This is a genomic window from Pseudomonas sp. MWU16-30316 (assembly GCF_020515645.1).
Lineage (GTDB): Bacteria > Pseudomonadota > Gammaproteobacteria > Pseudomonadales > Pseudomonadaceae > Aquipseudomonas > Aquipseudomonas cerasi.
Window position 1 is genome coordinate 481,615 of the sequence record NZ_JAIZAZ010000004.1, and the last position, 25,282, is coordinate 506,896.

At 59.8% G+C, this 25,282-nt stretch carries 22 protein-coding genes; 13 read left to right on the forward strand and 9 right to left on the reverse strand.

Annotated features, from left to right (window positions below):
* Positions 1-136 precede the first annotated feature (136 nt).
* Positions 137-1,552 carry an acetyl-CoA carboxylase biotin carboxylase subunit gene (locus LCH65_RS16900; protein WP_226439646.1) on the forward strand — a complete coding sequence of 472 codons (1,416 nt, stop codon included), beginning with the start codon at positions 137-139 and terminating at the stop codon, positions 1,550-1,552.
* Between the two features lie 11 nt (positions 1,553-1,563).
* Positions 1,564-3,372, forward strand: a complete 1,809-nt coding sequence (gene oadA, locus LCH65_RS16905; protein WP_226439647.1) for a sodium-extruding oxaloacetate decarboxylase subunit alpha — start codon at positions 1,564-1,566, stop codon at positions 3,370-3,372.
* A gap of 148 nt (positions 3,373-3,520) precedes the next feature.
* Here oadA and LCH65_RS16910 read toward each other — a convergent pair whose 3' ends face one another.
* From LCH65_RS16910 to LCH65_RS16920, 3 genes are read right to left on the reverse strand one after another with little or no spacing between them, the layout of a single operon-like run.
* Positions 3,521-4,189, reverse strand: a complete 669-nt coding sequence (locus LCH65_RS16910; protein WP_044310360.1) for a GNAT family protein — start codon at positions 4,187-4,189, stop codon at positions 3,521-3,523.
* Between the two features lie 15 nt (positions 4,190-4,204).
* The gene (locus tag LCH65_RS16915; protein ID WP_058398165.1) at positions 4,205-4,651 is read right to left on the reverse strand and encodes a GNAT family N-acetyltransferase; all 447 of its coding nucleotides are present in this window, start codon (positions 4,649-4,651) and stop codon (positions 4,205-4,207) included.
* Positions 4,648-5,286, reverse strand: a complete 639-nt coding sequence (locus LCH65_RS16920; RefSeq protein WP_226439648.1) for an FMN-binding negative transcriptional regulator — start codon at positions 5,284-5,286, stop codon at positions 4,648-4,650. The genes LCH65_RS16915 and LCH65_RS16920 overlap by 4 nt, the downstream gene beginning before the upstream one ends.
* A gap of 89 nt (positions 5,287-5,375) precedes the next feature.
* On the opposite strand from LCH65_RS16920, the gene LCH65_RS16925 reads away from it, so the two are divergent.
* The 3 genes from LCH65_RS16925 to LCH65_RS16935 all read left to right on the forward strand — a co-directional run bounded on the left by LCH65_RS16925 (position 5,376) and on the right by LCH65_RS16935 (position 9,211).
* On the forward strand, positions 5,376-6,938 hold the full coding sequence (locus LCH65_RS16925) for a PLP-dependent aminotransferase family protein (RefSeq protein WP_226439649.1): 1,563 nt from the start codon (positions 5,376-5,378) through the stop codon (positions 6,936-6,938).
* A 54-nt stretch (positions 6,939-6,992) separates the two neighbouring features.
* Entirely contained in the window at positions 6,993-8,204 is a 1,212-nt protein-coding gene (locus tag LCH65_RS16930; RefSeq protein ID WP_003432829.1) for a YeeE/YedE family protein, read from the forward strand.
* A 119-nt stretch (positions 8,205-8,323) separates the two neighbouring features.
* Positions 8,324-9,211, forward strand: coding sequence for a bestrophin family ion channel (locus tag LCH65_RS16935; RefSeq protein ID WP_003316074.1), 888 nt, complete (start codon positions 8,324-8,326; stop codon positions 9,209-9,211).
* Positions 9,212-9,266: 55 nt separating this feature from the next.
* Here LCH65_RS16935 and LCH65_RS16940 read toward each other — a convergent pair whose 3' ends face one another.
* The 3 genes from LCH65_RS16940 to aspA all read right to left on the reverse strand — a co-directional run bounded on the left by LCH65_RS16940 (position 9,267) and on the right by aspA (position 13,459).
* The gene (locus tag LCH65_RS16940) at positions 9,267-10,271 is read right to left on the reverse strand and encodes an asparaginase (RefSeq protein WP_003432830.1); all 1,005 of its coding nucleotides are present in this window, start codon (positions 10,269-10,271) and stop codon (positions 9,267-9,269) included.
* 29 nt (positions 10,272-10,300) lie between these two features.
* Complete coding sequence (locus LCH65_RS16945; protein ID WP_054082252.1) at positions 10,301-11,752, reverse strand: alanine/glycine:cation symporter family protein; 1,452 nt, start codon at positions 11,750-11,752, stop codon at positions 10,301-10,303.
* A gap of 282 nt (positions 11,753-12,034) precedes the next feature.
* On the reverse strand, positions 12,035-13,459 hold the full coding sequence (gene aspA / locus LCH65_RS16950; protein WP_003367966.1) for an aspartate ammonia-lyase: 1,425 nt from the start codon (positions 13,457-13,459) through the stop codon (positions 12,035-12,037).
* Between the two features lie 315 nt (positions 13,460-13,774).
* Between aspA and LCH65_RS16955 the strand changes: the two genes are divergently transcribed.
* Complete coding sequence (locus LCH65_RS16955; protein WP_003367967.1) at positions 13,775-14,686, forward strand: LysR substrate-binding domain-containing protein; 912 nt, start codon at positions 13,775-13,777, stop codon at positions 14,684-14,686.
* Positions 14,687-14,743: 57 nt separating this feature from the next.
* On the opposite strand, the gene LCH65_RS16960 is transcribed toward LCH65_RS16955, so the two are convergent.
* Positions 14,744-15,361 (reverse strand): hypothetical protein, encoded by a 618-nt coding sequence (locus LCH65_RS16960; protein ID WP_226439650.1) that lies wholly within the window; start codon positions 15,359-15,361, stop codon positions 14,744-14,746.
* Positions 15,362-15,715: 354 nt separating this feature from the next.
* Here LCH65_RS16960 and purE point away from each other — a divergent pair, with 354 nt between their 5' ends.
* The 4 genes from purE to LCH65_RS16980 all read left to right on the forward strand — a co-directional run bounded on the left by purE (position 15,716) and on the right by LCH65_RS16980 (position 18,507).
* On the forward strand, positions 15,716-16,207 hold the full coding sequence (gene purE, locus LCH65_RS16965) for a 5-(carboxyamino)imidazole ribonucleotide mutase (protein ID WP_003340324.1): 492 nt from the start codon (positions 15,716-15,718) through the stop codon (positions 16,205-16,207).
* 9 nt (positions 16,208-16,216) lie between these two features.
* Positions 16,217-17,299: a 5-(carboxyamino)imidazole ribonucleotide synthase gene (locus LCH65_RS16970; RefSeq protein ID WP_003349746.1), complete on the forward strand. Its 1,083-nt coding sequence runs from the start codon at positions 16,217-16,219 to the stop codon at positions 17,297-17,299.
* A gap of 336 nt (positions 17,300-17,635) precedes the next feature.
* Complete coding sequence (locus tag LCH65_RS16975; protein WP_002555896.1) at positions 17,636-17,881, forward strand: GlsB/YeaQ/YmgE family stress response membrane protein; 246 nt, start codon at positions 17,636-17,638, stop codon at positions 17,879-17,881.
* Between the two features lie 83 nt (positions 17,882-17,964).
* Positions 17,965-18,507, forward strand: a complete 543-nt coding sequence (locus LCH65_RS16980; protein ID WP_003367971.1) for a DUF3299 domain-containing protein — start codon at positions 17,965-17,967, stop codon at positions 18,505-18,507.
* A gap of 20 nt (positions 18,508-18,527) precedes the next feature.
* Here the strand turns inward: LCH65_RS16980 and LCH65_RS16985 are convergent, their stop codons facing one another.
* Both LCH65_RS16985 and LCH65_RS16990 read right to left on the reverse strand, forming a co-directional pair.
* A complete protein-coding gene (locus LCH65_RS16985) occupies positions 18,528-19,439 on the reverse strand; it encodes a D-hexose-6-phosphate mutarotase (RefSeq protein WP_226439651.1) in 912 nt (303 codons plus the stop codon).
* A 91-nt stretch (positions 19,440-19,530) separates the two neighbouring features.
* Entirely contained in the window at positions 19,531-19,932 is a 402-nt protein-coding gene (locus LCH65_RS16990; RefSeq protein ID WP_003316086.1) for an acyl-CoA thioesterase, read from the reverse strand.
* A gap of 430 nt (positions 19,933-20,362) precedes the next feature.
* Here LCH65_RS16990 and LCH65_RS16995 point away from each other — a divergent pair, with 430 nt between their 5' ends.
* From LCH65_RS16995 to LCH65_RS17005, 3 genes are all read left to right on the forward strand, one after another.
* Entirely contained in the window at positions 20,363-21,652 is a 1,290-nt protein-coding gene (locus tag LCH65_RS16995) for an MFS transporter (protein WP_003432834.1), read from the forward strand.
* A 166-nt stretch (positions 21,653-21,818) separates the two neighbouring features.
* Complete coding sequence (locus LCH65_RS17000) at positions 21,819-22,817, forward strand: phosphate ABC transporter substrate-binding protein PstS (protein WP_161429416.1); 999 nt, start codon at positions 21,819-21,821, stop codon at positions 22,815-22,817.
* Between the two features lie 142 nt (positions 22,818-22,959).
* Positions 22,960-25,245: an ABC transporter permease subunit gene (locus tag LCH65_RS17005; RefSeq protein WP_054082249.1), complete on the forward strand. Its 2,286-nt coding sequence runs from the start codon at positions 22,960-22,962 to the stop codon at positions 25,243-25,245.
* Positions 25,246-25,282 lie beyond the last annotated feature (37 nt).

Genomic DNA, 25,282 nt, shown 5'->3' on the forward strand with positions numbered 1-25,282 from the left:
GAAGCGCTAACTATAAGCTTTTACTTATGCACCTCCCAACTTTTACTCATTTTTGTTAATCCTCGATTCGGCATAGGGTGGCTCTGCGACATTCAGTCACATACACGGTTACAAGTGTGGGTCGAGGGAAACGCCAGTGATAACAAAAATTCTGATCGCCAACCGCGGGGAGATTGCCGTTCGTATCGTGCGTGCATGCGCCGAGATGGGCATTCGCTCGGTGGCGATCTTTTCCGACGCTGACCGGCATGCCTTGCATGTCAAACGTGCCGACGAAGCCTACAGCATTGGTGCCGAACCTCTGGCGGGTTACCTGAACCCGCGCAAGTTGGTGAATCTGGCAGTGGAAACCGGCTGCGATGCGCTGCATCCCGGTTACGGCTTTCTTTCCGAGAATACCGAACTGGCCGATATCTGTGCCGAACGAGGGATCAAATTCATCGGTCCCTCAGCCGAAGTGATTCGCCGCATGGGGGACAAGACCGAGGCCCGACGCAGCATGATCAAGGCCGGTGTGCCGGTCACGCCCGGTACCGAAGGCAACGTGGCAGATATCGACGAGGCGCTGGCCGAGGGCGAGCGTATCGGTTACCCGGTGATGCTCAAGGCCACTTCCGGGGGCGGTGGACGTGGTATCCGTCGCTGCAACAGCCGCGAAGAACTCGAGCAGGCCTTCCCGCGCGTGATTTCCGAAGCGACCAAGGCCTTCGGTTCGGCAGAAGTCTTTCTTGAGAAGTGCATCGTCAATCCCAAGCACATTGAAGCGCAGATTCTGGGCGACAGCTTTGGCAATGTGGTGCACCTGTTCGAGCGCGACTGTTCGATTCAGCGACGCAATCAGAAGCTCATCGAAATCGCCCCCAGCCCGCAGCTGACGCCCGAACAGCGCGCCTACATCGGCGATCTGTCGGTACGTGCGGCCAAGGCGGTTGGTTACGAGAACGCTGGCACCGTGGAGTTTCTGCTCGCCGAGGGCGAGGTGTACTTCATGGAAATGAACACCCGGGTGCAGGTCGAGCACACCATCACCGAAGAAATCACCGGCATTGATATCGTTCGCGAGCAGATCCGTACTGCCTCCGGTCTGCCGCTGTCGGTCAAGCAGGAAGACATCATCCATCGCGGTTTTGCCCTGCAGTTCCGGATCAATGCCGAGGACCCGAAGAACAACTTCCTGCCCAGCTTCGGCAAGATCACTCGTTATTACGCGCCCGGCGGACCTGGCGTGCGCACCGACACGGCGATTTATACCGGCTACACCATTCCGCCGTTCTATGACTCGATGTGCCTGAAGCTGATTGTCTGGGCGTTGACCTGGGAGGAGGCCATGGACCGCGGCCTGCGTGCGCTCGATGACATGCGCCTGCAAGGGGTCAAGACCACGGCTGCCTATTACCAGGAAATCCTCCGCAACCCGGAGTTCCGCAGCGGTGAGTTCAACACCAGCTTTGTCGAGAGCCACCCCGAGCTGACCAATTATTCGATCAAACGCAAACCCGAAGAGCTGGCCCTGGCCATCGCCGCCGCCATTGCCGCACACGCCGGTCTGTAAGGAACAGTGAAATGTCCAAGAAGATTTTCGTAACCGACACCATCCTGCGTGACGCTCATCAATCGTTGCTGGCGACGCGCATGCGTACCGAAGACATGCTGCCGATCTGCGACAAGCTCGACCAGGTCGGCTACTGGTCGCTGGAAGTCTGGGGCGGCGCCACCTTCGATGCCTGCGTGCGTTTTCTCAAGGAAGACCCGTGGGAACGTCTGCGCCAGCTGCGTGCGGCCCTGCCCAATACCCGGTTGCAGATGCTCCTGCGTGGCCAGAACCTGCTGGGTTATCGGCATTACAGCGATGACGTGGTCAAGGCGTTTGTCGCCAAGGCGGCGGTCAACGGTATTGATGTGTTCCGTATTTTCGATGCCATGAACGATGTGCGTAACCTGCGGGTTGCCATCGAGGCGGTGAAAGCGGCGGGCAAACATGCACAGGGCACCATCGCCTACACCACCAGCCCGGTGCATACCATCGAGGCCTTCGTGGCGCAGGCCCGGCAGATGGAAGCCATGGGCTGTGACTCGGTGGCGATCAAGGACATGGCCGGCCTGTTGACGCCTTATGCCACGGGTGAGCTGGTCAAGGCGCTGAAGGCCGAGCAGTCGTTGCCGGTGTTCATCCACTCGCATGACACGGCCGGTCTGGCCGCGATGTGCCAGCTCAAGGCGATCGAAAGCGGCGCGGACCATATCGACACGGCGATTTCCAGCTTTGCCTGGGGCACCAGCCATCCGGGCACCGAATCGATGGTGGCCGCGCTCAAGGGCAGCGAGTTCGACACCGGGCTGGACCTGGAACTGCTGCAGGAAATCGGTCTGTATTTCTACGCGGTGCGTAAGAAATACCATCAGTTCGAGAGCGAATTTACTGCAGTCGACACTCGGGTGCAGGTTAACCAGGTGCCGGGCGGGATGATTTCCAACCTGGCCAATCAGTTGAAGGAGCAGGGCGCACTCAACCGCATGAGCGAAGTACTGGCTGAAATTCCGCGCGTGCGCAAAGACCTCGGTTATCCGCCATTGGTCACTCCGACTTCGCAGATCGTCGGTACTCAGGCGTTCTTCAACGTGTTGGCCGGGGAGCGTTACAAAACCATCACCAATGAAGTGAAGCTGTATCTGCAGGGAGGGTACGGCAAGGCGCCGGGGCAGGTGGATGAGAAGCTGCGTCGCCAGGCGATCGGCAATGAAGAACTGATCGATGTTCGTCCGGCCGACCTGCTCAAGCCGGAGATGACCAAGCTAAGGGCCGATATCGGCGCGTTGGCCAAGTCCGAAGAGGACGTGCTGACGTTTGCCATGTTCCCGGACATTGGCCGCAAGTTCCTGGAGGAACGCGCTGCCGGGACGCTGGCGCCGGAAGTGCTGCTGCCGATTCCCGAAGCCGGAAGCGTGGCGAAGGCAGGCGGTGAGGGCGTACCGACCGAGTTCGTCATTGATGTGCACGGCGAGACTTATCGGGTCGACATCACCGGTGTGGGCGTCAAGGCTGAGGGCAAGCGCCACTTCTACCTGACCATAGACGGCATGCCGGAAGAGGTGGTGTTCGAGCCGCTCAACGAATTCGTCGGCGGCGGGGCCAGTAAACGCAAGCAAGCCCATGCACCGGGCGACGTCAGCACGACCATGCCCGGCAACATCGTCGATGTGCTGGTCAAGGAGGGCGATGTGGTCAAGGCCGGTCAGGCAGTGCTGATCACTGAAGCGATGAAGATGGAGACCGAGGTTCAGGCGTCGGTCGCAGGCAAGGTCGTCGCCATCCACGTCGCCAAGGGCGACCGCGTCAATCCGGGCGAATTGCTGATCGAGATCGAAGGTTGAGCTGACACCTGCGCATCATCCAAAGGTTTACCTCAGGGAAGCACTCGTGGCTTCCCTTTTTTTTGTGCAGGCGGGCCCAGTGGTCACGACTATCGTTCCGCACGCTCCAACGTGGGAATGCAGTTCTGGGCGCCTTGCGTCCTCAGGATCAGCGAAACGCCTCAAGCCCCTTGATCTGTTGCCCGTCAGTGAAGTTATCCACAGCCAGCCAGTTTTCAAATGCCTTTCGTAATTCAGGCCATTCGCTGTCGAGGATCGAGTACCACGCGGTATCCCTGCTCTGGCCTTTGACCACCATGTGCTGGCGAAAGGTGCCTTCGTAGCTGAAGCCGAATCGCTCGGCAGCGCGTTTGGAGCGGGCATTGTTGGCGTTGCACTTCCATTCCAGGCGGCGATAGCCCAGTGCGAAGGCCTCTCTGGCCAGCAGGTAAATGGCTTCGGTGCCTTTGGGCGTGCGTTGCATGGCGGCGCTGAAGGTGACATGACCTATTTCGATTCGCCCGTGGGCAGCGACAATCGACATCAGGCTGATGACGCCTTCGGCCTTATCGGTCTGCTGATCGACCACGGTGTAAAACCAAGGATCGGTGGCTGCCTGATGCCCGACCAGCCACGCATCGAAGGCGCTACGGTCGATGAACGGCCCGTAAGGCAGATAATCCCACAGCTTCGGGTCCGCATTCGGGCCTTCAAATGCCGCCCACAAGTCATCGGCGTGACGCGCGACATCGAGTTTTTCCAGGCGAATGAAACGGCCTGTCAGTGTATGGGGCGTGGGTAATGCAGCGGCTTGCCAGTCCAGCAGGGTGTCGGACATCAGTCACTTCCTGTTTCAGAGTGCTTTGCGAAATTGTATGAGGCCGGGCCGTTCGGCGATTCGCTCGTACAACTGAATGGCCGTGGCGTTGGTTTCGTGGGTCAGCCAGTGCACCTTGTCGCAACCGTCTGCCTTGGCCGTGGCATAGACAAACTCGATCAGTCGCCTGCCGATGCCTGTTCCGCGTTTTTCGGGTGCGACGATCAGATCTTGCAGGTAACAGGCGTTATTGATGCTCCAGTTGGAGCGATGGTAGATGAAGTTCACCATGCCCACCGCCTCGTCACCCAGCCAGGCGAGCGCCGAGTGAGTCGGTTCGTTTGGGGCCACAAGGCGTTGCCAGGTGGTGTCGCTGACGCCTTCGGCCAGCTCGGTGTTGTAGAAGCGCAGATAGGCCTGCCACAGAGGCAGCCACGCGTGATGATCGTCGACGCTAACGGGGCGAATTCGCACATCGGTCATGAGCTGCTTCCTTCGCTCATCAAGCGAGCGATCAGTTGGTCATTTGCATCCTGGCTTGCGGCGAGGCCGTCGCGCACACCGGTTATGTCCGCAGCGTTGCGATTCTGACTGAGTTTACGTTTGCCCTGTAGCCGCTGCACCGGAATGGCGAATCCGACAATCGCTCCAAGCATTTTTGCGATGTAGTCCGCCGGCGCATCGTCAATGGACCAGGGTTGCGCCCGGCCGGATTCATGACGATGGGTCAGGTCAGCCAGCAATTGATGCAAGTGCGCGACGTCGGTAAAAACCTCGGCCTGCCCATAGGCATGCACGGCCACATAATTCCATGTGGGTACGACCTTGCCGTGCTCTGCCTTGCCTGGGTAGAACGACGGGCTGACGTAGGCATCGCCGCCAGGAAAAACCACCAGTGCTTCGGCGCCGGAGCTCAACTGCTGCCACTGTGCATTGGCTTTGGCCAGATGCCCGTAAAGTGTGCCTCGGGGGCCTTCGTCGCGGCGCAACAGCAGCGGCAGGTGGGTCGCCTGCAAGCCCTCTGCGCCGTCAGTGACCAGAATCGCCAGGCGCGTCTGCTCCATCTGCTGATGCAGGCTCGGTGTGTCGTTGTCTTTGAAAGCGGCGGGTATGTACATGGGGAATATCCTTGGCTGATGACCGGATCGTAGGCAAGGCATTGGTCTGATGTAAGATCCATTTTTTATAGTTTCAATAGGGCCAATGCATGCCTGATGTCCCCGTTGCGTTTCCGTCCACGCTCACCGGTATCGCGCTGGACCCGAATCAGGGCCTGAGCAAGCAGCTTTATAGCCTGTTGCGCCAGCAGGTCCTCGATGGGCGCCTGAGCAGCGGCACGCGCCTGCCAGCCAGCCGCGATTTGGCACATTCACTGGGCATCTCCCGTAACAGCGTGATACGGGCCTACGACCAGCTGTATGCCGAGGGCTTCATTGAAGGGCGCGTTGGCGACGGCACGTATGTCGCGCAGCTCTCTGAAGCAAGCGCTGCGCCCCGACGGGCAAGCCGTAAAAAACTATCCACCAACTTACCCACAGGTCTATCCACAGGGTTACGCACAGGTTTGTCCACAATCGCGGCTGAAATGCCGTCAGATTCCTCCTGTGAAGTTATCCACAACCCGACACGCGCGCTGCTCGAAAAGCATCGTTTGCATGAACCACCAACGGGTAGGCCGCGGGCCTTTCGGGTAGGCGTACCGGCGTTCGATCTTTTCCCCTTTGCCTTGTGGGGCAAGCTGTATGCCGCTTTTTGGCGCAAGCCGGACCTTGCTCAGCTCGGTTATGGGTCGGCGGCGGGAGACTCGCGGTTACGTGAACTGATTGCGGTCTACCTGCGCTCATCGCGTGGGCTGCATTGCAGTGCTGAGCAAATTGTGATCACCAGTGGTGCACAGCATGCGATCAGCCTTTGTGCACAGTTGCTTCTTGCCCCGGGCGAGGGCGTCGCCGTTGAGAATCCGGGGTATCGGGCGGCCGGTCATGCGTTTGCACTGGCAGGTGCCCGATTGCACGGGGTGGCTGTGGATAACGAAGGCATGCGTTGCGCCGACCTCGAGCAGGCAGACTGCAGGCTGGCCTACGTGACACCTTCACACCAATACCCGACCGGCGTGGTGATGAGCCTGGCAAGGCGCTTGGAGTTGCTGGCCTGGGCCGAGAAGCACAACGGCTGGATTGTCGAGGATGATTACGACGGTGAGTATCGCTACAGCGGTTCACCATTGGCGCCTCTGGCCGCGCTCGACCGCAACGCGCGCGTGCTCTACGTCGGGACGTTCGGCAAAATCGCCTTCCCGGCGCTGCGCCTCGGGTATCTGGTTTTGCCAGAGCAACTGGTGCCGATGTTCAGCCAGCGCAAGGCCGTGGACATGCGCCATACCGAAATTGGCGTTCAGGCGGTCATGGCGCAATTTATTGCGTCGGGTCATTTCCAGCGACACATACGTCGCATGCGGCGCGCGGCGCTCAGTCGGCGCAATGTGCTGCTGGATAACTGGCCTGCCGATATTCCGGGATGCGCGACAATGCCCAGAGGGGTTGCCGGGCTGCATGTCATGGTCAAGGTCGACAGCGTGGCGCGTGAGCAGGCGCTGATTGCCAAGGCCAATGGCGTCGGGGTCGAAATGAATGCCCTGAGTGATTACTGGCTGCCTGATTCCACTGAGCCTGTGGATAACCGGGCCGGGCTGGTGCTGGGGTTTGCCGCAGTGCCCGAGGACGAGATGGTCGAGGCATTGAACAGACTGCGCGAGGTCTGGTCCGAGTAGTCCCCTTGGCAGGCGTATAATCTGCGCTTTCTGTTACCTGTCCTTGAGATACCCATGAACAACTCTCTTACTGCAACACCCGGACGCAAGTTCGGCGCGCCGCTGGCCGCGCTGTTCCTGCTGCTGATGGGCGCCCAGTTCCTTCTGCTCAGTGTCGGCACCCGTCAGGTGATGCTGTGGATCGTCGGCGCGGCGTTGGGCGTAACGCTGTATCACGCGGCATTTGGTTTCACCTCGGCCTGGCGGGTGTTCATCCGCGAGCGGCGGGGTGCAGGCCTGCGCGCGCAAATGGTCATGCTGGCGGTCGCCGTTGTGTTGTTTTTCCCGGCACTGGGCGCGGGCACGCTGTTTGGCCAGCCAGTCACTGGTCTGGTTGCTCCGGTCGGGATTTCGGTCGTCGTCGGCGCGTTCATTTTCGGCATCGGCATGCAGCTGGGCGGTGGCTGTGCGTCCGGCACACTGTTCACTGCCGGTGGTGGCAATGCGCGGATGCTGGTGACCTTGCTGTTTTTCATCCTCGGCTCACTGATTGCCACCCATCACGTCGACTGGTGGTTTGCCCTGCCTTCGTTCCCGGCGGTGTCGGTGGTCAAAACCTTCGGCGTGCTGCCTGCGCTGCTGGTCAATCTGGCGCTGTTCGGCTTGATCGCCCTGGTGACCGTCAAGCTCGAAAAGCGCCGTCATGGCCAGCTTGAAACGCCGCCAGCCACGGACCATCGCGGTCTGAGTCGTGTGCTGCGCGGGCCGTGGATTCTGGTCTGGGGCGCTGTCGCGCTGGCGCTTCTCAATTACGCAACGCTGGCGTTGGCCGGTCGTCCGTGGGGCATCACCTCGGCGTTCGCGCTGTGGGGTGCAAAAGCGGCCAGCGGGCTGGGGGTAGACGTCGGCAGCTGGGTGTTCTGGCAGAGCGCTGCAAACGCCAAGGCGCTGGCGGCTCCGGTGTGGGAAGACATCACCAGTGTGATGGACATCGGCATCATGCTCGGTGCCTTGCTGGCGGCAGGTCTGGCAGGTCGTTTTGCACCCAGCCTCGATATCCCCACGCGCTCGCTGGTGGCGGCGGTCATCGGCGGCTTGCTGCTGGGCTACGGTTCGCGACTGGCCTACGGCTGCAACATTGGTGCGTACTTCAGCGGTATCGCATCCGGCAGCCTGCACGGCTGGCTGTGGCTGGTAGCGGCCTACGCCGGTAACGTCGTTGGTGTCCGCCTGCGGCCGATTTTCTTCACCGGCGAGCGTCCACAGGTGGCTCTTAATGGCTGCTGAAAACGTCTGAAACCCCGAGACAAGCGGGCCGCTTGCGAACCAACTGCCGGTTTCGTATTCAAAGGCCATGCGGTAACTGTGCGTATGCGGTTCGCTTATTTTTCGATGGGGTGGTTCTTTTGCAGCAAACGATCATTTCGAAAATCCGTTTTCTCGGCAAGACCATCGGCTACGTAGGATGGTCGCTTTTCTGGCTTTTGATCTGGGACGTGATTGTCACGGTCGACTTCATGCTCTACCTGGAACGCAAGATCACCTTGCCGTCCATGCCGTTGACCCTGCTGGGCTCGGCGCTGGTGGTGCTGACCAGCTTCCGCAACTCAAGTGCCTATAACCGCTGGTGGGAAGCCAGGACGCTATGGGGTGCGCTGGTCAACAGTTCACGCAGCTTCGCTCGGCAAGTGCTGACGCTGGTCGAGGATGACGACGGGATCAACCCGGTCAAGGCCACACTGTTGCGTCGCCATGTCGCGTATGTGAAGTGCCTGTCTGCGCACCTGAAGGGCGCCAAATGTGGTGATGAGGTTCAGATGCTGATTCCTCGCGAGGAATTTGAACGTCGTCACGACACCAACAACTTTCCCAACGACCTGCTCAATACGTCGGCTGCGCTGTTGGCCAAGGAGTATCAGGCCGGGCGGCTGGACAGCATTCGTCTGGCACGTCTGGAGTCGACCATGGTGGACATCTCCAATTGCCAGGGCGGCATGGAGCGTATTGCCAATACACCGTTGCCTTATCCGTACGTAGCCTTTCCGCGCCTGTTCATCACGCTGTTCTGCCTTATCGTACCGATTGGTCTGGTGGAGACCCTTGGCTGGTTCACGCCGCTGGCGTCGACGGTGGTGGGTTTCATGCTGTTGGCGATCGAGAAGATCGGTACTGACCTGCAGAGCCCGTTCCGTGCCAGTGAACATGAGATTCAGATGACGGCGTTGTGCGAAAACATCGAGCGCAATCTGGATTCGATGCTCAGGGGCGCGCAGGAAGAATGCAAGGCTTCATGAAGGGGTGAGGCGTCGCGCGAGTGCGTGACGCCTCGGGTAAAGCAGAAGTAGCCGCTTAACGCAGCTCGCCACACAGGTCCAGTTCGACCAGGCGCCGTACTTCCTCGGTCGTCAGGCGTGCGCCCAGCAGCGCATGCAGCTTGCCGAGCGCGGCCTCACGGGTCATGCCACCACCGGAGAGCACGCCTGCACCACGCAGTCGGCTCCCCGCTTCGTAGACATCCAGTTCGACACCGCCCTCATGGCACTGGGTAATCGCGACCACACAGACACCCAGCGCTCGGGCGTTCTCCAGACTGGCCAGAAATTGCGGATCGTCACTTGGGCCTGTGCCGCTGCCAAAGCACTCGAGCACCAGACCGCGGATACCGCTATTGATCAAACCGTCCAGCTGAGCAGCACCGACACCCGGAAACAGTGGTAATACTGCGACCTCTGCCAGTGTCTTCGGCTGGCGATAGTTCAATGCGTCAGGGAGCGAAACCACCGCATGGCCGCCACGCGAGCGTTGCAGCGGTGCGAACGGTTGACGGCCGAAGCTGCGAATTTTCGCGCAGCGTACAGGTGTCATCAGTTGCCCGTGAAAATACAACTGAACGCCTGACACCAGACCCGACCCCAGCGCCAGCAGGGCGCCGTTGACGTTTTCCCAGGCATCGCTGTCCTGCACGCCGGCAGGCAGCATAGAGCCGGTGAACAGCACCGGCGCGCTGAACCCCAGCAACTGGAAGCTCATCGCCGCTGCGCTGTACGCCAGGGTGTCGGTGCCATGCAGAACCAGCACTGCATCGCAACCGTCGACCTCAACCGCCTCGATTACCGCCTCGCGCAGACGCAACCAGTAGGAAGGCGTCATGTTGGCGCTGTCGATCAGCGGCGACATCTCGCGAAAGTGCCACTGCGGCACCACCAGTTCCGGGTGCTCGGCCAGTTGCCCGGCCATTCGCGCTTCGAAACCGGAGGCCGGTGCCAGGCCGTTGGCGCTGGCCTGCATGCCAATGGTGCCGCCGGTGTAAAGAACCATTACGCGTTGGGCTGGTTGTTGTGCGTCATGAGGCATGGCTCTACTCCGGCGTAGTGTCGCGGTGGTTATCGTGCTTCGGGTACAGGCTTGGCTGCCGCTTCGGCATCCTGTGTCGACTGACGCGTCGGATTGGCCGGCCATGCGTTGCGGTCCAGGTCCAGATCAGGGAACTGGCTGGAATCGAACACCGGCGTCTTGACCCCTGCCCGGCGTTGCGCATCGTAGTCGTTCAAAATGCGCTTGACGACTTTGAACAGCATTGCGAGCGCGATCAGGTTGACGAACGCCAGCATGGTCATGGTGATGTCGGCGAACGCCAGTACATCTTTCAGGTCGACGACGGCACCCCACATGATCAATACCAGCACCGCGATACGGTAGATGATGATGGTCTGGATCTTCTCGCCAAACAGGAACCGCAGGCTGTTTTCGCCCAGGTAGTAGTTGTAGAGAATCGAGGTGAAGACGAACAGTGCCAACGCCACGCTGATGAAGATTCTGCCCCAGTCACCGACTACGGCTGCCAGCGAGTTCTGTGCCAGAACGATACCGTTGCCGTCGTAGCCGATGTCGTAGATACCGGACAGAAGAATCAGCAAGGCGGTGCAGGTGCAGATCACGAAGGTGTCGAGGAACACGCTGAACGCCTGAACCACGCCCTGCGCTACCGGGTGCTCGACGTGTGCCACGGCAGCCACGTTGGGCGCACTGCCCAGACCGGCTTCGTTGGCGAAGACGCCACGTTTGACGCCCATCACGATCGCGCTGCCGATCAGGCCGCCGAATACCGGATCAAGGCCGAAGGCGCTTCTGACGATGGTCATCAGCATGCCGGGAACGTGGTCGATCTGCAGGACGATGACGTAGATGGTGACCGCGATGTAGATCAGGGTCTTGACCGGAACCAGCAGGTCGGAAATAGCCGCGATACGCTTGATGCCACCAATGAAGGCCAGGCCCAGCAGTACGACCAGACAGATGCCGGTGGTTCGGGTGTCGACGTTGAACGCGCTTTTCAGCGAGTCGGTCACAGCGTGCGATTGCAGGCCGTTGAAGGCAAAACCGAAGGTCACCAGCAGCAGTACGGCCATGACCATGCCCAGCCAGCGTTTACCCAGACCATGCTGGATGTAGAAAGCCGGACCGCCACGGAACTGGCCTTCGGAATCCTTGCGCTTGTAGAGCTGAGCGAGGGAGCACTCGATGAAGCTGCTGGCCATGCCGACCAGTGCGGTCACCCACATCCAGAACACGGCACCCGGACCGCCGAGCGTCACGGCAATGCCGACGCCTGCGATGTTACCGGCACCGACGCGGCCCGCAAGGCTGAGCATCAGGGCCTGAAACGAACTCAACTGGCCCGCGCTGCTGCGCAGACTGTCGCGAAAAACCGAGAACATGTGGAAAAAGTGTCGAAACTGAACGAAACGCGAGCGGATCGTGAAGTAACTACCCAGGCCTACGATAAGTACGATCAGTACTTTACCGGAGAGAAAGTCGTTAATCATTTCCAGCATTTTTGTTATTCCTCGCTACTTTTGAGGGGGCGCACTATACCGGTGCAAAGTTTTTACGTCTGTAGTCGCTTTCTTGTACGGCTGATTCTTCATTCGCGACGATGAATGAATACTTCCACGGATGGCTCCGCAAAAGTGGTGTGCCGAAGGCTCTGGGTCCAGTGTCGGAGCCCTTTGCTGCGGGCAAAAAAAAGGGTCTGGAGAATCACTCCCAGACCCTCAAAAAATTGAGGGGTGTCTAGGCCCTCAATCTGGTGAGCAGGTTGCGCAGGTCATTCCCTGTCAGGCCTTCAAGGGGGCCAGACGCGGAGCGATCATGTTTTCCGGGCGCAGGATGTCGTCGAGCATGGCGTCGTCGAGCAGACCTTCTTCACGCACCAGTTCCAGCACGCCGCGGCCGGTTTCCAGCGCGATGCGGGCGATACGGGTGGAGTTTTCGTAACCGATGTAGGGGTTCAGGGCGGTGACCAGACCGATCGAATGCTCGACCAGCTCGCGGCAGCGCTGTTCGTTGGCGGTGATGCCGACGATGCAGTGCTCGCGCAGCATGTCCATGGCGCGCTGCAGCAGACGGATCGAGTCGAAGATCTTGTAGGCGATCAGCGGCTCCATCACGTTGAGCTGCAGTTGTCCGCCTTCGGCAGCCATGGTCAGCGACAGGTCGTTGCCGATGATTTCGAAAGCAACCTGATTGACCGCTTCCGGGATCACCGGGTTGACCTTGCCGGGCATGATCGAGCTGCCTGGCTGGCGTGCCGGCAGATTGATTTCGTTGATGCCGGTGCGCGGGCCGCTGGACAGCAGGCGCAGGTCGTTGCAGATTTTCGACAGCTTGACCGCGGTACGCTTGAGCATGCCCGAGAACAGCACGAAGGCGCCCATGTCGGAGGTCGCTTCGATCAGATCGGCAGCAGGCACCAGAGGCTGACCGCTGATGAGCGCCAGACGATCGACCGCCAGCTTCTGATAGCCGGGGTCGGCGTTGATGCCGGTACCGATGGCGGTTCCGCCCAGGTTCACTTCGGTCAACAGCTCGGGTGCCAGGCTGCGCAGGCGGTTGAGGTCTTCGGTCAGGGTGGTGGCAAAGGCGCGGAACTCCTGACCCAGGGTCATTGGAACGGCGTCCTGCAACTGGGTGCGGCCCATCTTCAGCACATGGTTGAATTCTTCGCCCTTGGCGGCGAAGGACTGAATCAGGCTGGACAGGCTGGCGAGCAGGGCGTCGTGACCCAGCAGAAGACCCAGACGGATCGCGGTGGGGTAGGCGTCGTTGGTCGACTGCGCCATGTTGACATCGTTGTTGGGGTGCAGGTGTTTGTATTCGCCTTTCTCGAAACCCATGGTTTCCAGAGCGATGTTGGCGATGACTTCGTTGGCATTCATGTTGGTGGACGTGCCGGCGCCGCCCTGAATCATGTCGACCACGAACTGATCATGGAAGTCGCCGCGGATCAGGCGGGCGCAGGCCTCGCTGATCGCCGCATGCTTGGCGTCATTGAGGTGTCCGAGCTGATGGTTTGCATCTGCTGCCGCCTGCTTGACCATGGCCAGCGCGACTACCAGTTTCGGGTAGTGCGAAAGCGGCACGCCGGAGAGGTGAAAGTTGTTCACCGCTCGCAGGGTCTGGATGCCGTAATAAGCGTTGGCAGGTACTTCGAGAACACCAAGCAGGTCTTTTTCGATGCGCGATGATGCAGGCGAGGACATGATAAAAAAAGTCTCAAAAAGGCACGGACAATGCCGGAACGCCACGAATAGTGGGCTTGCCGTCTTCGATTGACCAATGCTGTTAAACGCTGGCCTATGCAATAACGGCATAATCAGCGCGTGACCTGGATTCCGTTCAGTGCGTAAAGGGGGCAAAATGTCGCACCGGTGCGCTTCTTCGGTCACATTTGCTGCGCCGTCAGGGTATGTATCCGCCTCGCTTCGCCGGGCGTCCCACCAGGACGCTGCAAACTGGTGCCGCAGGGCACGCGCAATTGCCTGTCGAAGCCGTCATCCATTGTCCGGGAGGACCTGATGAATCTGGAAAGCAAATGGCTGGAGGATTTCAGCGCCCTGGCGGCCACTCGCAGCTTTTCTCAGGCCGCCGAGCGTCGCTTCGTGACTCAGCCGGCATTCAGCCGGCGTATTCGCAGTCTTGAGTCGGCATTGGGGCTGACACTGGTCAATCGCTCGCGTACACCCATCGAGTTGACCGCTGCCGGACAATTGTTTCTGGTCACGGCCCGTACCGTGGTCGAGCAACTGGGCGAAGTCGTGCGTCATCTGCATCACCTGGAAGGCGGGCAGGGCGAGGTCATGCAGGTGGCTGCGGCGCACTCTCTGGCACTGGGGTTCTTTCCGCGCTGGATCGCCCAATTGCGCAACGAAGGGCTGAACATTGCCACCCGGCTGGTGGCAACCAACGTCGGCGACGCAGTGCATGCGTTGCGCGAAGGTGGCTGTGATCTGATGCTGGCGTTCTACGATCCCGATGCCGCGCTGCAGATGGACGCCGAAATCTTTCCCTCGCTGCATTTGGGCCACACCGAGATGTTGCCGGTCTGTGCCGCCGATGCCGAGGGGCGGCCGTTATTCGATATGGAAGGCGAGGGCAGTGTGCCGCTGCTTGCCTATAGCGCCGGGGCCTTTCTCGGGCGGTCGGTGAACCTCTTGTTGCGTCAGCGCAATCTGCGCTTCACGACGGTTTACGAGACGGCCATGGCCGACAGCTTGAAAAGCATGGCGCTGGAAGGGTTGGGGATTGCCTGGGTGCCGCAACTGAGTGTGCGCGCCGAGCTGGCGCGTGGTGAACTGGTGGTGTGTGGCGGACCGCAGTGGCATGTGCCGCTGGAGATCCGCCTGTACCGCTGCGCACTGGTGCGCAAGGCCAACGTGCGCCTGTTGTGGCGCAAGCTTGAAGGTGCGGCGGCGCCAGATTCCCGGTGACAAGCGCCGCTCCTGGCGATGCCGGAGAGCGACCCTGGTCTGCTCAGGGAAATCTGTTCAGATGATCAGCAATGATTTGCTTGTTGGCGTCGCTGTAGGCATAGCAATTGGAGCGTATTTTTTCGTGGCTTTCGATGATATTCGTCTGACACCACCATCCCCCTTATAGATAACCTCTGCGGCCTCATGAGTGCCGCCGAGCATATGGCCCAGCTCGTGCGCGGTGATTGCGAACGTTTCCAGTGAGGCTATGCCTGTGTAGCTTTTGTCGGTACTGGCGCCCAGAGTCTTTGAGTTGATCCTGTTCTGAGTCAACAGCAGGTACTTGGTGGTCGCGTTGCGCTCCAGGCCTTGGTCGATGACATACCGATCCATCCTGTTTTTCCAGGCGTAATAGGTTTCGTCTACATCGTCGCTCTGATAAGCGAAGTCAGTAAGGCCCGGGACGTCGCGAATGAACGCCAATCGCACATAACGACCCGTGAAGCTTTGCAGATCTTTTATGAGCCAGGCGAAGTAGTCTTGGCGTAGTTCCTGGGTGCCGTGATGTGACGTGTCGTTGTGGAGAACCAGGTACAGGGTCAACGGTTGCCTGGAGGCGCTATTGTTGGCCCATGCCGCATGGCTCAGCGCCAGCGCACATAGCAGCAGACAGCTTGTATATTTCTTGATCATCGCACTCATCCTTGAGTAGGTGGATTGTGGCCGGGCCGTGTGTAGTCCGGTGCCGGAGATCTAATAGCAACTGGCGTTGACAGGAAATCAGGATCAACATCTATCGCAGTAGCCCTTGTTTGATTAGTGTGCAGTACAAGTGCCGATTCTCTGCCGGATTTTTCCGTGCTGCCTCCCGCTATAAAAACCTGGACGGTTGAGCGTATGGGGGCTGTCATCCTGGCGCTTTGCGGTATACTGCGCGGCCTTTGGCCGGTTAAACCGGTCATTATTCGTACAACAAGCCACGCCGGTTCCCCCGCGTGGCTTGTTGTTTTCAGACGCGCCTGCGGGCGCCCGATGAGAGGCACGACGATGAGCGCACTGGTTGGCGTGATCATGGGCTCCAAGTCCGATTGGTCCACCCTTAGCCACACCGCCGATATGCTGGAAAAGCTCGGCATCCCTTTTGAAGTCAAGGTGGTGTCAGCGCACCGCACACCGGATCTGCTGTTCCAGTACGCCGACGAAGCGGAAGGCCGTGGCATTGAAGTGATCATCGCCGGTGCTGGTGGTGCCGCTCACTTGCCGGGCATGTGCGCTGCCAAGACCCACCTGCCTGTGTTGGGCGTTCCGGTGCAGTCTTCAATGCTCTCGGGTGTCGACTCGCTGTTGTCGATCGTGCAGATGCCGGCCGGTATCCCGGTCGCGACCCTGGCGATCGGCAAGGCGGGTGCAATCAACGCAGCGCTGCTTTCAGCGAGCATCCTCGGCGCAAAGCACCCGCAATTCCACGCAGCGCTGAAGAAATTTCGCACTGAACAGACAGACAGCGTCCTGGACAATCCAGACCCACGCCACGCCTGAGGTTTTTCCATGAAGATCGGTGTAATCGGTGGCGGCCAGCTGGGCCGCATGTTGGCATTGGCAGGTACGCCGCTGGGCATGAACTTCGCCTTTCTCGATCCTGCGCCGGACGCCTGTGCTGCGGCACTTGGCGAGCATCTGCGTGCCGATTACGGCGATCTGGATCATCTGCGTCAGTTGGCGGATGAAGTCGATCTGGTGACCTTCGAGTTTGAAAGCGTTCCGGCCGAGACCGTGGCGTTTCTGTCACAGTTCGTACCGGTCTATCCGAGCGCCGAAGCATTGCGCATTGCGCGTGACCGCTGGTTCGAAAAGAGCATGTTCAAGGACCTGGGCATCCCGACACCGGCATTCGCCGATATCCAGTCGCAGGCCGACCTGGATGCTGCAGTAGCCAGCATCGGTCTGCCTGCCGTGCTGAAAACCCGCACCCTGGGTTATGACGGCAAGGGCCAGAAGGTCCTGCGTTCGGCAGCCGATGTGGTCGACACATTCGCCGAGCTGGGCAGCGTGCCGTGCCTGCTGGAAGGCTTCGTACCGTTCAGCGGTGAAGTGTCGTTGATTGCCGTGCGCGCGCGTGATGGCGAGACCCGGTTCTACCCGCTGGTGCACAACACGCATGACAGCGGCATCCTGCGTCTGTCCATCGCCAGCACTGATCATCCTTTGCAGGCACTGGCCGAAGACTACGCCGGCCGCGTCCTGAAGCAGCTGGATTACGTGGGCGTGCTGGCATTCGAATTCTTTGAGGTCGACGGTGGCCTGAAAGCCAACGAGATTGCGCCGCGCGTCCACAACTCCGGTCACTGGACCACCGAAGGCGCCGAGTGCAGCCAGTTCGAAAACCACCTGCGGGCGGTTGCCGGTCTGCCGCTGGGCTCTACAGCCAAGGTCGGTGAAAGCGCCATGCTCAACTTCATCGGTGAAGTGCCCGCAGTGGACAAGGTCATCGCTGTCGAAGACTGCCACCTGCATCACTACGGCAAGGCGTTCAAGGCTGGCCGCAAGGTCGGACACGCCACGGTTCGCAGCGCTGACCGCGCAACACTGGATCGTCAGGTGAAGTTGGTAGAAGCGCTGATCAAAGGCTGATCAGGCCCACGGCTAGCGTGCCGATGCTCCGCGTTGGCACGCAGTTTCAAGAGACGCCGCGTCCTTTTGCGACGCGGAGCGTCGAGAACTGCATTCCCACGCAGAGCGTGCGGAACGAGCGTTTCTAACTGTCGTGCCGATGCGTCGCGTTGAAGCACTGTTCGAGACGCCTGGCCTCCGTTCAGGTAGGTTCAGCCCCGTCATTCATGAAGAATTCTCCACCCCGAAGCAAACTGGCCATTGCGCCGGAACCATTCCCTCTCGTCGTTCTCAGATAGCAGTAGGTCGGGGCTGCTGTCAGCCCGGGCGTATTCACTTAATACAGAGGGAAATGGCATGGGTATCATTGGAACCATCTTTATCGGCCTGATCGTTGGTCTGTTGGCTCGCTTTCTGAAGCCGGGCGACGACAGCATGGGCTGGATCATGACCATCGTGCTGGGTATCGCCGGTTCGCTTGCAGCCACTTACGGTGGTCAGGCGCTGGGTATCTATCAGGCAGGCGAGGGTGCAGGTTTCCTCGGCGCGCTGGTAGGTGCAATCATCCTGCTGGTTATCTACGGCATGATCAAAAAGAAATAACGCTTAGGCGTCAGCCCTCTGTTTTACAGTGCGCAGAGGGCTAGAATGCTCGGCAACTTTCCACCCCTTTGCCGAGCTTTATCATGCGTCGCTTCCTGTTGATGACTCTTCTGCTGTTATCCGCGCTCTGCGGTCCCGCATACGCCCAGTTGCCGGAAACCGACTGGCTTGAGCTGATGCCCAAGTCCGATCAAAAAGCCCTCGAAGCCATGCCCGAGATTGACCACAATTCTCCGGAAGCCATGGGCACGTTCGACAGCAAGGGTGGACTGAAGCAGAGCAAGGGTTTGCCTGCAGTCATGTATTCGACCAAAACCGTCCCGGCAATGAACGGCAAGACGATTCGTCTTGGCGGCTACCCTGTGCCTCTCGAAACCGACGCCAAGGGCCGCAGCACGCTGTTCTTCATCGTGCCTTATCCAGGCGCCTGCATTCACGTTCCACCACCGCCGCCTAACCAGCTGGTGCTGGTGCGTTACCCCAAGGGTCTGAAGCTGGATGATATCTACACACCACTGTGGGTAGAAGGCACCCTGAAAATCGAGAAGGTCAGTAACGACCTTGCCGATGCTGCGTATGCGATGGATGCGTCAAAGGTCCGCGTGGTGGTTGAGTCGGACCTTTGATGGGCTTGATCAATTACTGATCAGAGCGCCTCGCTCCAGATACTCACTCCCAGAACATGCATCTGGTCCGGTGCCAGGGTGACCACGTCGTCCAGCACGTTGGCGGTTTCGACGCAGACCATGCGCTGCCAGCCGTCCGCTGCCATGTCGGTGAACTTGCCGGTCTTCTCGATCCACGGGTTCCATAGGATGGCTGAGTTCGAGCCCGTGCTGCGGATGTGGATGCGTCGCTGCCACTGCGGGTCAACGACGCTGAGCACGCCTGGTGTGTCCTTGTAGATGCGGTCGGTTTCGCCTGTGAAGGTCAGGTCGCCGGTCTGCTCGCGTTCTTCCCAGTTTGCCAGGGTTTCGATGTAACGCAGGCCGTCGAGCCCTTCGACGCTGACCTGACGTACATCGCTGACTGCGAAATAGGTATGCAGCGCCTGGCTGATCACCACAGGCTCAGTGCCAAAGTTGTAGCTGACCAGACTGACATTCAGTGCGTGGTCCAGACGAATGCTCAATTTCAGGGCGACATTGTGCGGCCAGCCCGGCAAATGGCCTTCGGCCTCGGGAAGGACGAACTCCACCAGCAGTGCATCGCCATCTGCGCCGATACCCAGCAACTGCCAGTCGAGCGCTCGCACTTCGCCATGTGCCTTGGCAGGTTCGCTGCTGTCGCGCATGGCCTGAACGCTTTGCGGGTTGCGCTCCAGATTGCCGAACCACGGCCAGCAGATCGGCATGCCTGCACGAATGGGTTTGCCGCGCTTGAAAACGGCCTCTTCGTTCAGCCACACCAGCGGCTGCTGCCCGGCCACTTGATAGCTGAGGATGTGTGCGCCTTGTTGCGCAACCAGCAGCTCTGCTTCGCCGTGGCAAATACGCCAGCAGTTCAGCTCATCGTAAAGGATGGATTCAACGGTGGGTTCAACCGGGGATGTTGGCATGCAAAGTTCTCACTCAATGACCGTGACGAAAATAGACCGCTTCATGCAGGGCGAGTTTAACCGGGCAGCCAACCTGGAGCCGAGCGACAATTTACCGTCGCGCGGGAACCGAGCGCGTCCGGCCGCTGGCATCTATGGCCACGAATACGAACGCGGCCTCGGTGACCTTGCGCCATTCGCTGGTGAGCGGGTCGTCGCTCCACACTTCGACCATCATCTTGATCGAGGTGCGTCCGACTTCCAGGGTGCGGGTATAGAAGGAAAGCTGTTCGCCGACCGCGACCGGGACCAGAAATGCCATGCGATCGATGGCGACGGTCGCCACGCGGCCACCCGCGACTTTGCTGGCCATAGCTGTGCCTGCCAGGTCCATCTGGGACACCAGCCAGCCACCAAAGATGTCGCCAAAGCCATTGGTTTCGCGGGGAAGGGCGGTGATTTGCAGTGCAAGGTCGCCTTGCGGGGTTGGATCTTCTTGTTCGAGCTCGATCATGCCTAGGGTGCCTCTGACCCATGACTCTCATTATTGTATGCCGCGGTTAACAGGTGCCATTCAAAACCATGAGCATGAACATTATGTGTTCAGCGCCGGTGTGGCCCAAAGGGAAACTCTGCGAAACCCGCTGATTCAGACGTTTTCGCACAACTTCCCAAGGCTGTTGACGACTTGCGAGTATATCGGGCGTTGCGTCATAGAACGACCGTGGGTCTTCATTTTGTGTCAGTGGCAGTTCTGCCATGTGTTTTTTGTAGCAATTTGCTATCTTGCTGGACCTCTACAGGTGACAAGACTGCCTGTACACGCAATTTTGGTGCCTATCTGCGCCGTTGCTCCCGACAATCGCTTCTGCACGGCACCCCGCAGCAGCCAGCGTTGCTGTCGCTCGCCCCTTTTCAAAGAACACGTAAAGAGAAGCCTTGTCATGTCATCTGTTCCTCCAAGTTCCACGCAGCCTGCGCGGCCTTTGACTCGCAGCGATTACAAAACCCTTTCGCTGTCGGCCCTGGGTGGCGCGCTGGAGTTCTACGACTTCATCATTTTCGTGTTTTTCGCGGCGGTGGTCGGCAAACTGTTTTTCCCGGTGGACATGCCCGACTGGCTGCGCATGATGCAGACGTTCGGCATTTTCGCCGCCGGTTATCTGGCGAGACCCCTGGGCGGCATTATCATGGCGCACTTCGGCGATCTGCTGGGGCGCAAGAAAATGTTCACGCTGAGCATTTTCATGATGGCGGTGCCGACCCTGATCATGGGTCTGCTGCCGACCTACGCACAGATCGGCATGTGGGCGCCGATTCTGCTGCTGTTGATGCGCGTCATTCAAGGTGCCGCCATCGGCGGTGAAGTGCCTGGCGCCTGGGTCTTCGTGTCCGAGCATGTGCCTGCACGGCGTGTCGGGTATGCCTGCGGCACCCTGACCGCGGGCCTGACAGCGGGCATCCTGCTGGGCTCGCTGGTCGCCACGGCGATCAACAGCATCTATACCCCGGTCGAGGTATCGGATTACGCATGGCGTATCCCTTTCCTGCTGGGTGGCGTGTTCGGTCTGATGTCGGTGTATCTGCGTCGCCTGCTGCATGAAACGCCGGTGTTTGCCGAGCTGCAACTGCGCAAGGCACTGGCCGAAGAGGTGCCGCTCAAGGCGGTACTGCGTGATCATCGTGGCGCCGTTGCGCTGTCGATGCTGATGACCTGGTTGCTGTCTGCCGGCATCATCGTCGTGATCCTGATGACACCGACCATCCTGCAAACCATCTATGGCTTTCCGGCCGCTACCGCGCTGAAAGCCAACAGCCTGGCGATTGTCTTCCTGAGCGTGGGTTGCATCGCTGCGGGCGCGCTGGCGGATCGTTTCGGCGCAGGCTGGGTGTTTCTGCTGGGCAGCGCAGGTTTGTTGGTCAGTTCCTGGACGTTCTATCACATCCTCGGCAGCCATCCGGAAGTGCTGTTCCCGCTGTATGCCGTGACGGGTCTGTTCGTCGGTACGATCGGCGCGGTTCCTTACGTCATGGTCAAGGCATTCCCGCCTGTGGTGCGCTTCTCGGGGCTGTCGTTCTCCTACAACCTGGCGTACGCGATCTTCGGCGGTCTGACGCCGATGGTCGTGACCTTCATGCTCAAGAGCAGTCCGATGGGGCCGGCGTGGTATGTCGCGATCCTCTGCGGTCTGGGCATGGCCATCGGTGTGTTTTTGCTGAGCCGAAAGCGCTGATCATCAGCCGCTGCTGAATCGCTCGGGCACCGCTACAGCAAAAGGCTATCTACCTGCACAGGTCGATAGCCTTTTCATCTTATTGTCATAATCAATTCATAGAGTAGTCATAAGACTGGCCCAAAAAGGCTCGTGGACACCTACACACCCTGCCAGGAGCGCAAGGATGACACTCAAGCGTTTGATGACTGCACTGACATTGGTTGCCGCCGGAGTGACGGCAGCCAATACGCTGGCTGCGGTCGACCCTGCCATCCAGGCCTATACCAGGACCTCCGGTGTGTCGGGCAATCTCTCCAGTGTCGGCTCCGATACCCTGGCAAATCTGATGACCCTGTGGGCCGAGGCCTACAAGAAAGAATACCCGAGCGTGAACATCCAGATTCAAGCGGCCGGCTCCTCCACGGCGCCACCCGCGCTGACCGAGGGCACGGCCAATCTGGGCCCGATGAGCCGCAGGATGAAGGACGGCGAGCTGTCGGCTTTCGAGCAGAAGCATGGCTACAAGCCCACTGCCATCCCGGTCGCGGTGGATGCTTTGGCGGTTTTTGTGCACAAGGACAACCCGATCAAGGGCCTGACCCTGCAGCAAGTGGACGCGATCTTCTCCGCGACCCGCCTGTGCGGCGCCAGGGCAGATGCGAAAACCTGGGGTGATGTCGGCGTGACCGGCGATCTGGCAGCGAAACCGATCCAGTTGTTCGGTCGTAACTCAGTGTCGGGTACCTACGGTTATTTCAAGGAAGAAGCGCTGTGCAAAGGCGACTTCAAGGCCAACGTCAACGAGCAGCCCGGCTCTGCTTCGGTGGTCAGCGCGATCAGCAATTCGCTTAACGGCATCGGTTATTCGGGCATCGGTTACAAGACATCCAACGTCAGAACTGTGCCGCTGGCGAAGAAGGAAGGGGGCGAGTTTGTCGAAGACAGCGAAGCCAATACCCTGAACGGCAGTTATCCACTGTCGCGCTTCCTTTATGTCTACGTGAACAAGGCGCCAAACCAGCCCTTGGCGCCGCTGGAGGCCGAGTTTGTAAAACTGGTGCTGTCGAGACAGGGCCAGGAAGTGGTGATGAAGGACGGTTACATCCCGCTGCCCGCCCGTGTCGTCGAGAAGACGCTGGCCGATCTTGGCCTGCAGGGCGCGGGCGGCGTGGCGGTAAAGTAGTCACGTACGCGTTGGAGCGGGGCTCAATGGACTGGCCTGCATACAAATTAAACAGTCCGCCGCCGGTTTCGCAGGCAGCGGGCTTTCTTGCGTCACCTTGCTGTAATGTTTCTGTCATACAAGGCGTCTACGGTGTGTGCGCATGAATGAGCTGTTCAAATCGACGATGGACCAGAGCTCGCCTCCAGCGCGTATTGATTTCAATACGCCCGCGATGGTGCGCAAGCGTCGTGTCCGTGCGTTTACCGACCGGCTCACTCACTGGTACGTCGCTATTGGCGGCCTTGCCGTGCTGGCTGCCATTACGCTGATCTTTTTCTACCTGGCCTATGTCGTTGCGCCGCTCTTCAAAGGCGCCAGCCTGACCGCCGAACCTGCGCTGAATACCGCCTGGCTGCAGGATGCCGGCGCTCCGCTGATGATTACCATCGAAGAGCAGAACCAGATCGGCATGCGCATTTCCGACAAGGGCGAAGTGGTCTTTTTCAACAGCGAGGACGGCGCAGAGCTGCGGCGCATTGCCTTGCCGCTCCCTGCGGGCGTGTCCGTTGCGTCCATCGGCAAGGATCAGCCCGGCGCGCCCTTGATAGCCCTGGGTTTGTCCAACGGTCAGGTGCTGGTGTTCAGGCACTCCTACCTGACGACCTACCCGAACGATCAGAAAACCATCACCCCGAGCGTGGCCTGGCCTTACGGCGAAGCGCCCCTGGTACTGGATGAGGCCGGGCGTGCGGTCGAGCATGTCACCGTCAGTGCCGATGGCGACAGCCTGAAGCTGGCAGGGTCTACCGGCACTCAGTTGCATGTCATCTCGCTCGAACAGAAAGAAAACATGATGACCGGCGAGATGACCCGCGAGCAGACGCGTGTCGAGTTGCCGCAGATGTCCGCAGCGGTCAAGGCGATCTACATCGACCCGCGTCAGCAATGGTTGTATGTCATCAACGGGCGCGCGCAGGCGGATGTGTTCAGCCTGCGCGATCGCAGCCTCAATGGCCGCTATAAATTGCTGGAAGACGGCAACGCCGAGATCACGGCGAGCGCTCAACTGGTCGGCGGCATTTCGCTGATCATCGGCAACTCGAAAGGCAGTATGTCCCAGTGGTTCATGGCCCGGGACACTGACGGTGAGCAGCGCCTGATGCGCATCCGCGATTTCAGCCTGGGCAGCGCACCGATCGCGCAGATCAAGGCCGAGCAGCGCCGCAAGGGGTTCATCGCTCTGGATGCTTCCGGCAAGCTGGGCGTATTCCACAGCACAGCGCACCGCACCCTGCTGATCGACAAGGTCGCCGAGGGGCCCGGTATTCTGGCGTTATCGCCACGCGCCAACCGGATTCTGATTGAAAGCGCTGGCAAGCTGCTGCCGCTGACGCTGGACAACCCGCACCCGGAAGTCTCCTGGAGTTCGCTGTGGGGCAAGGTCTGGTACGAGAATTACGATGAACCCAAGTACATCTGGCAGTCCACGGCGTCCAACTCCGACTTCGAGCCCAAGCTGAGCCTGGCGCCGTTGACCTACGGCACGCTGAAAGCGGCGTTCTACGCCATGCTGCTGGCCGCGCCGCTGGCCGTGGCTGCCGCGATCTACACCGCCTACTTCATGGCCCCGGGCATGCGCCGCAAGGTCAAGCCGGTGATCGAATTGATGGAAGCGATGCCGACGGTGATTCTCGGCTTTTTTGCCGGATTGTTTCTGGCCCCATATCTGGAAGGGCATTTGCCCGGCATCTTCAGCCTGTTGCTGCTTACGCCGATCGGCATTTTGCTGGTGGGCTTTTTCTGGACCCGCCTGCCTGATTCGTTTCGCTTGCGTATTCCCGATGGCTGGGAAGGCGCGATTCTGATTCCGGTCGTGCTATTGGTGGGCTGGTTTTCACTGAGCATGAGCCCGCATCTGGAGAACTGGTTCTTCGCGGGTGACATGAGCACCTGGATTCGTGACCACCTGGGTATCACCTACGATCAGCGCAATGCACTGGTAGTCGGCATCGCCATGGGATTCGCGGTGATCCCCAACATTTATTCGATTGCCGAAGACGCTGTGTTCAGCGTGCCGCGCAGCCTGACGCTGGGTTCGCTGGCACTGGGCGCGACGCCGTGGCAGACCCTGACGCGGGTGGTGATTCTGACCGCCAGCCCCGGCATCTTTTCCGCCTTGATGATCGGCATGGGCCGGGCCGTGGGGGAAACCATGATTGTGCTGATGGCGACCGGTAACACGCCGATCATGGACATGAACCTGTTTGAAGGCATGCGTACGCTGGCGGCCAATGTCGCGGTGGAGATGCCGGAGTCGGAAGTGGGCGGCAGCCATTATCGGGTGCTGTTTCTCGCGGCGTTGGTGCTGTTGATGTTCACCTTCGTGATGAACACCCTCGCAGAGCTGATTCGTCAGCGTCTGCGCAAGCAATACTCGTCGCTGTAAGGAAGGTAGGCGTTGGTGAAGCGGAACTCCCTCAGGA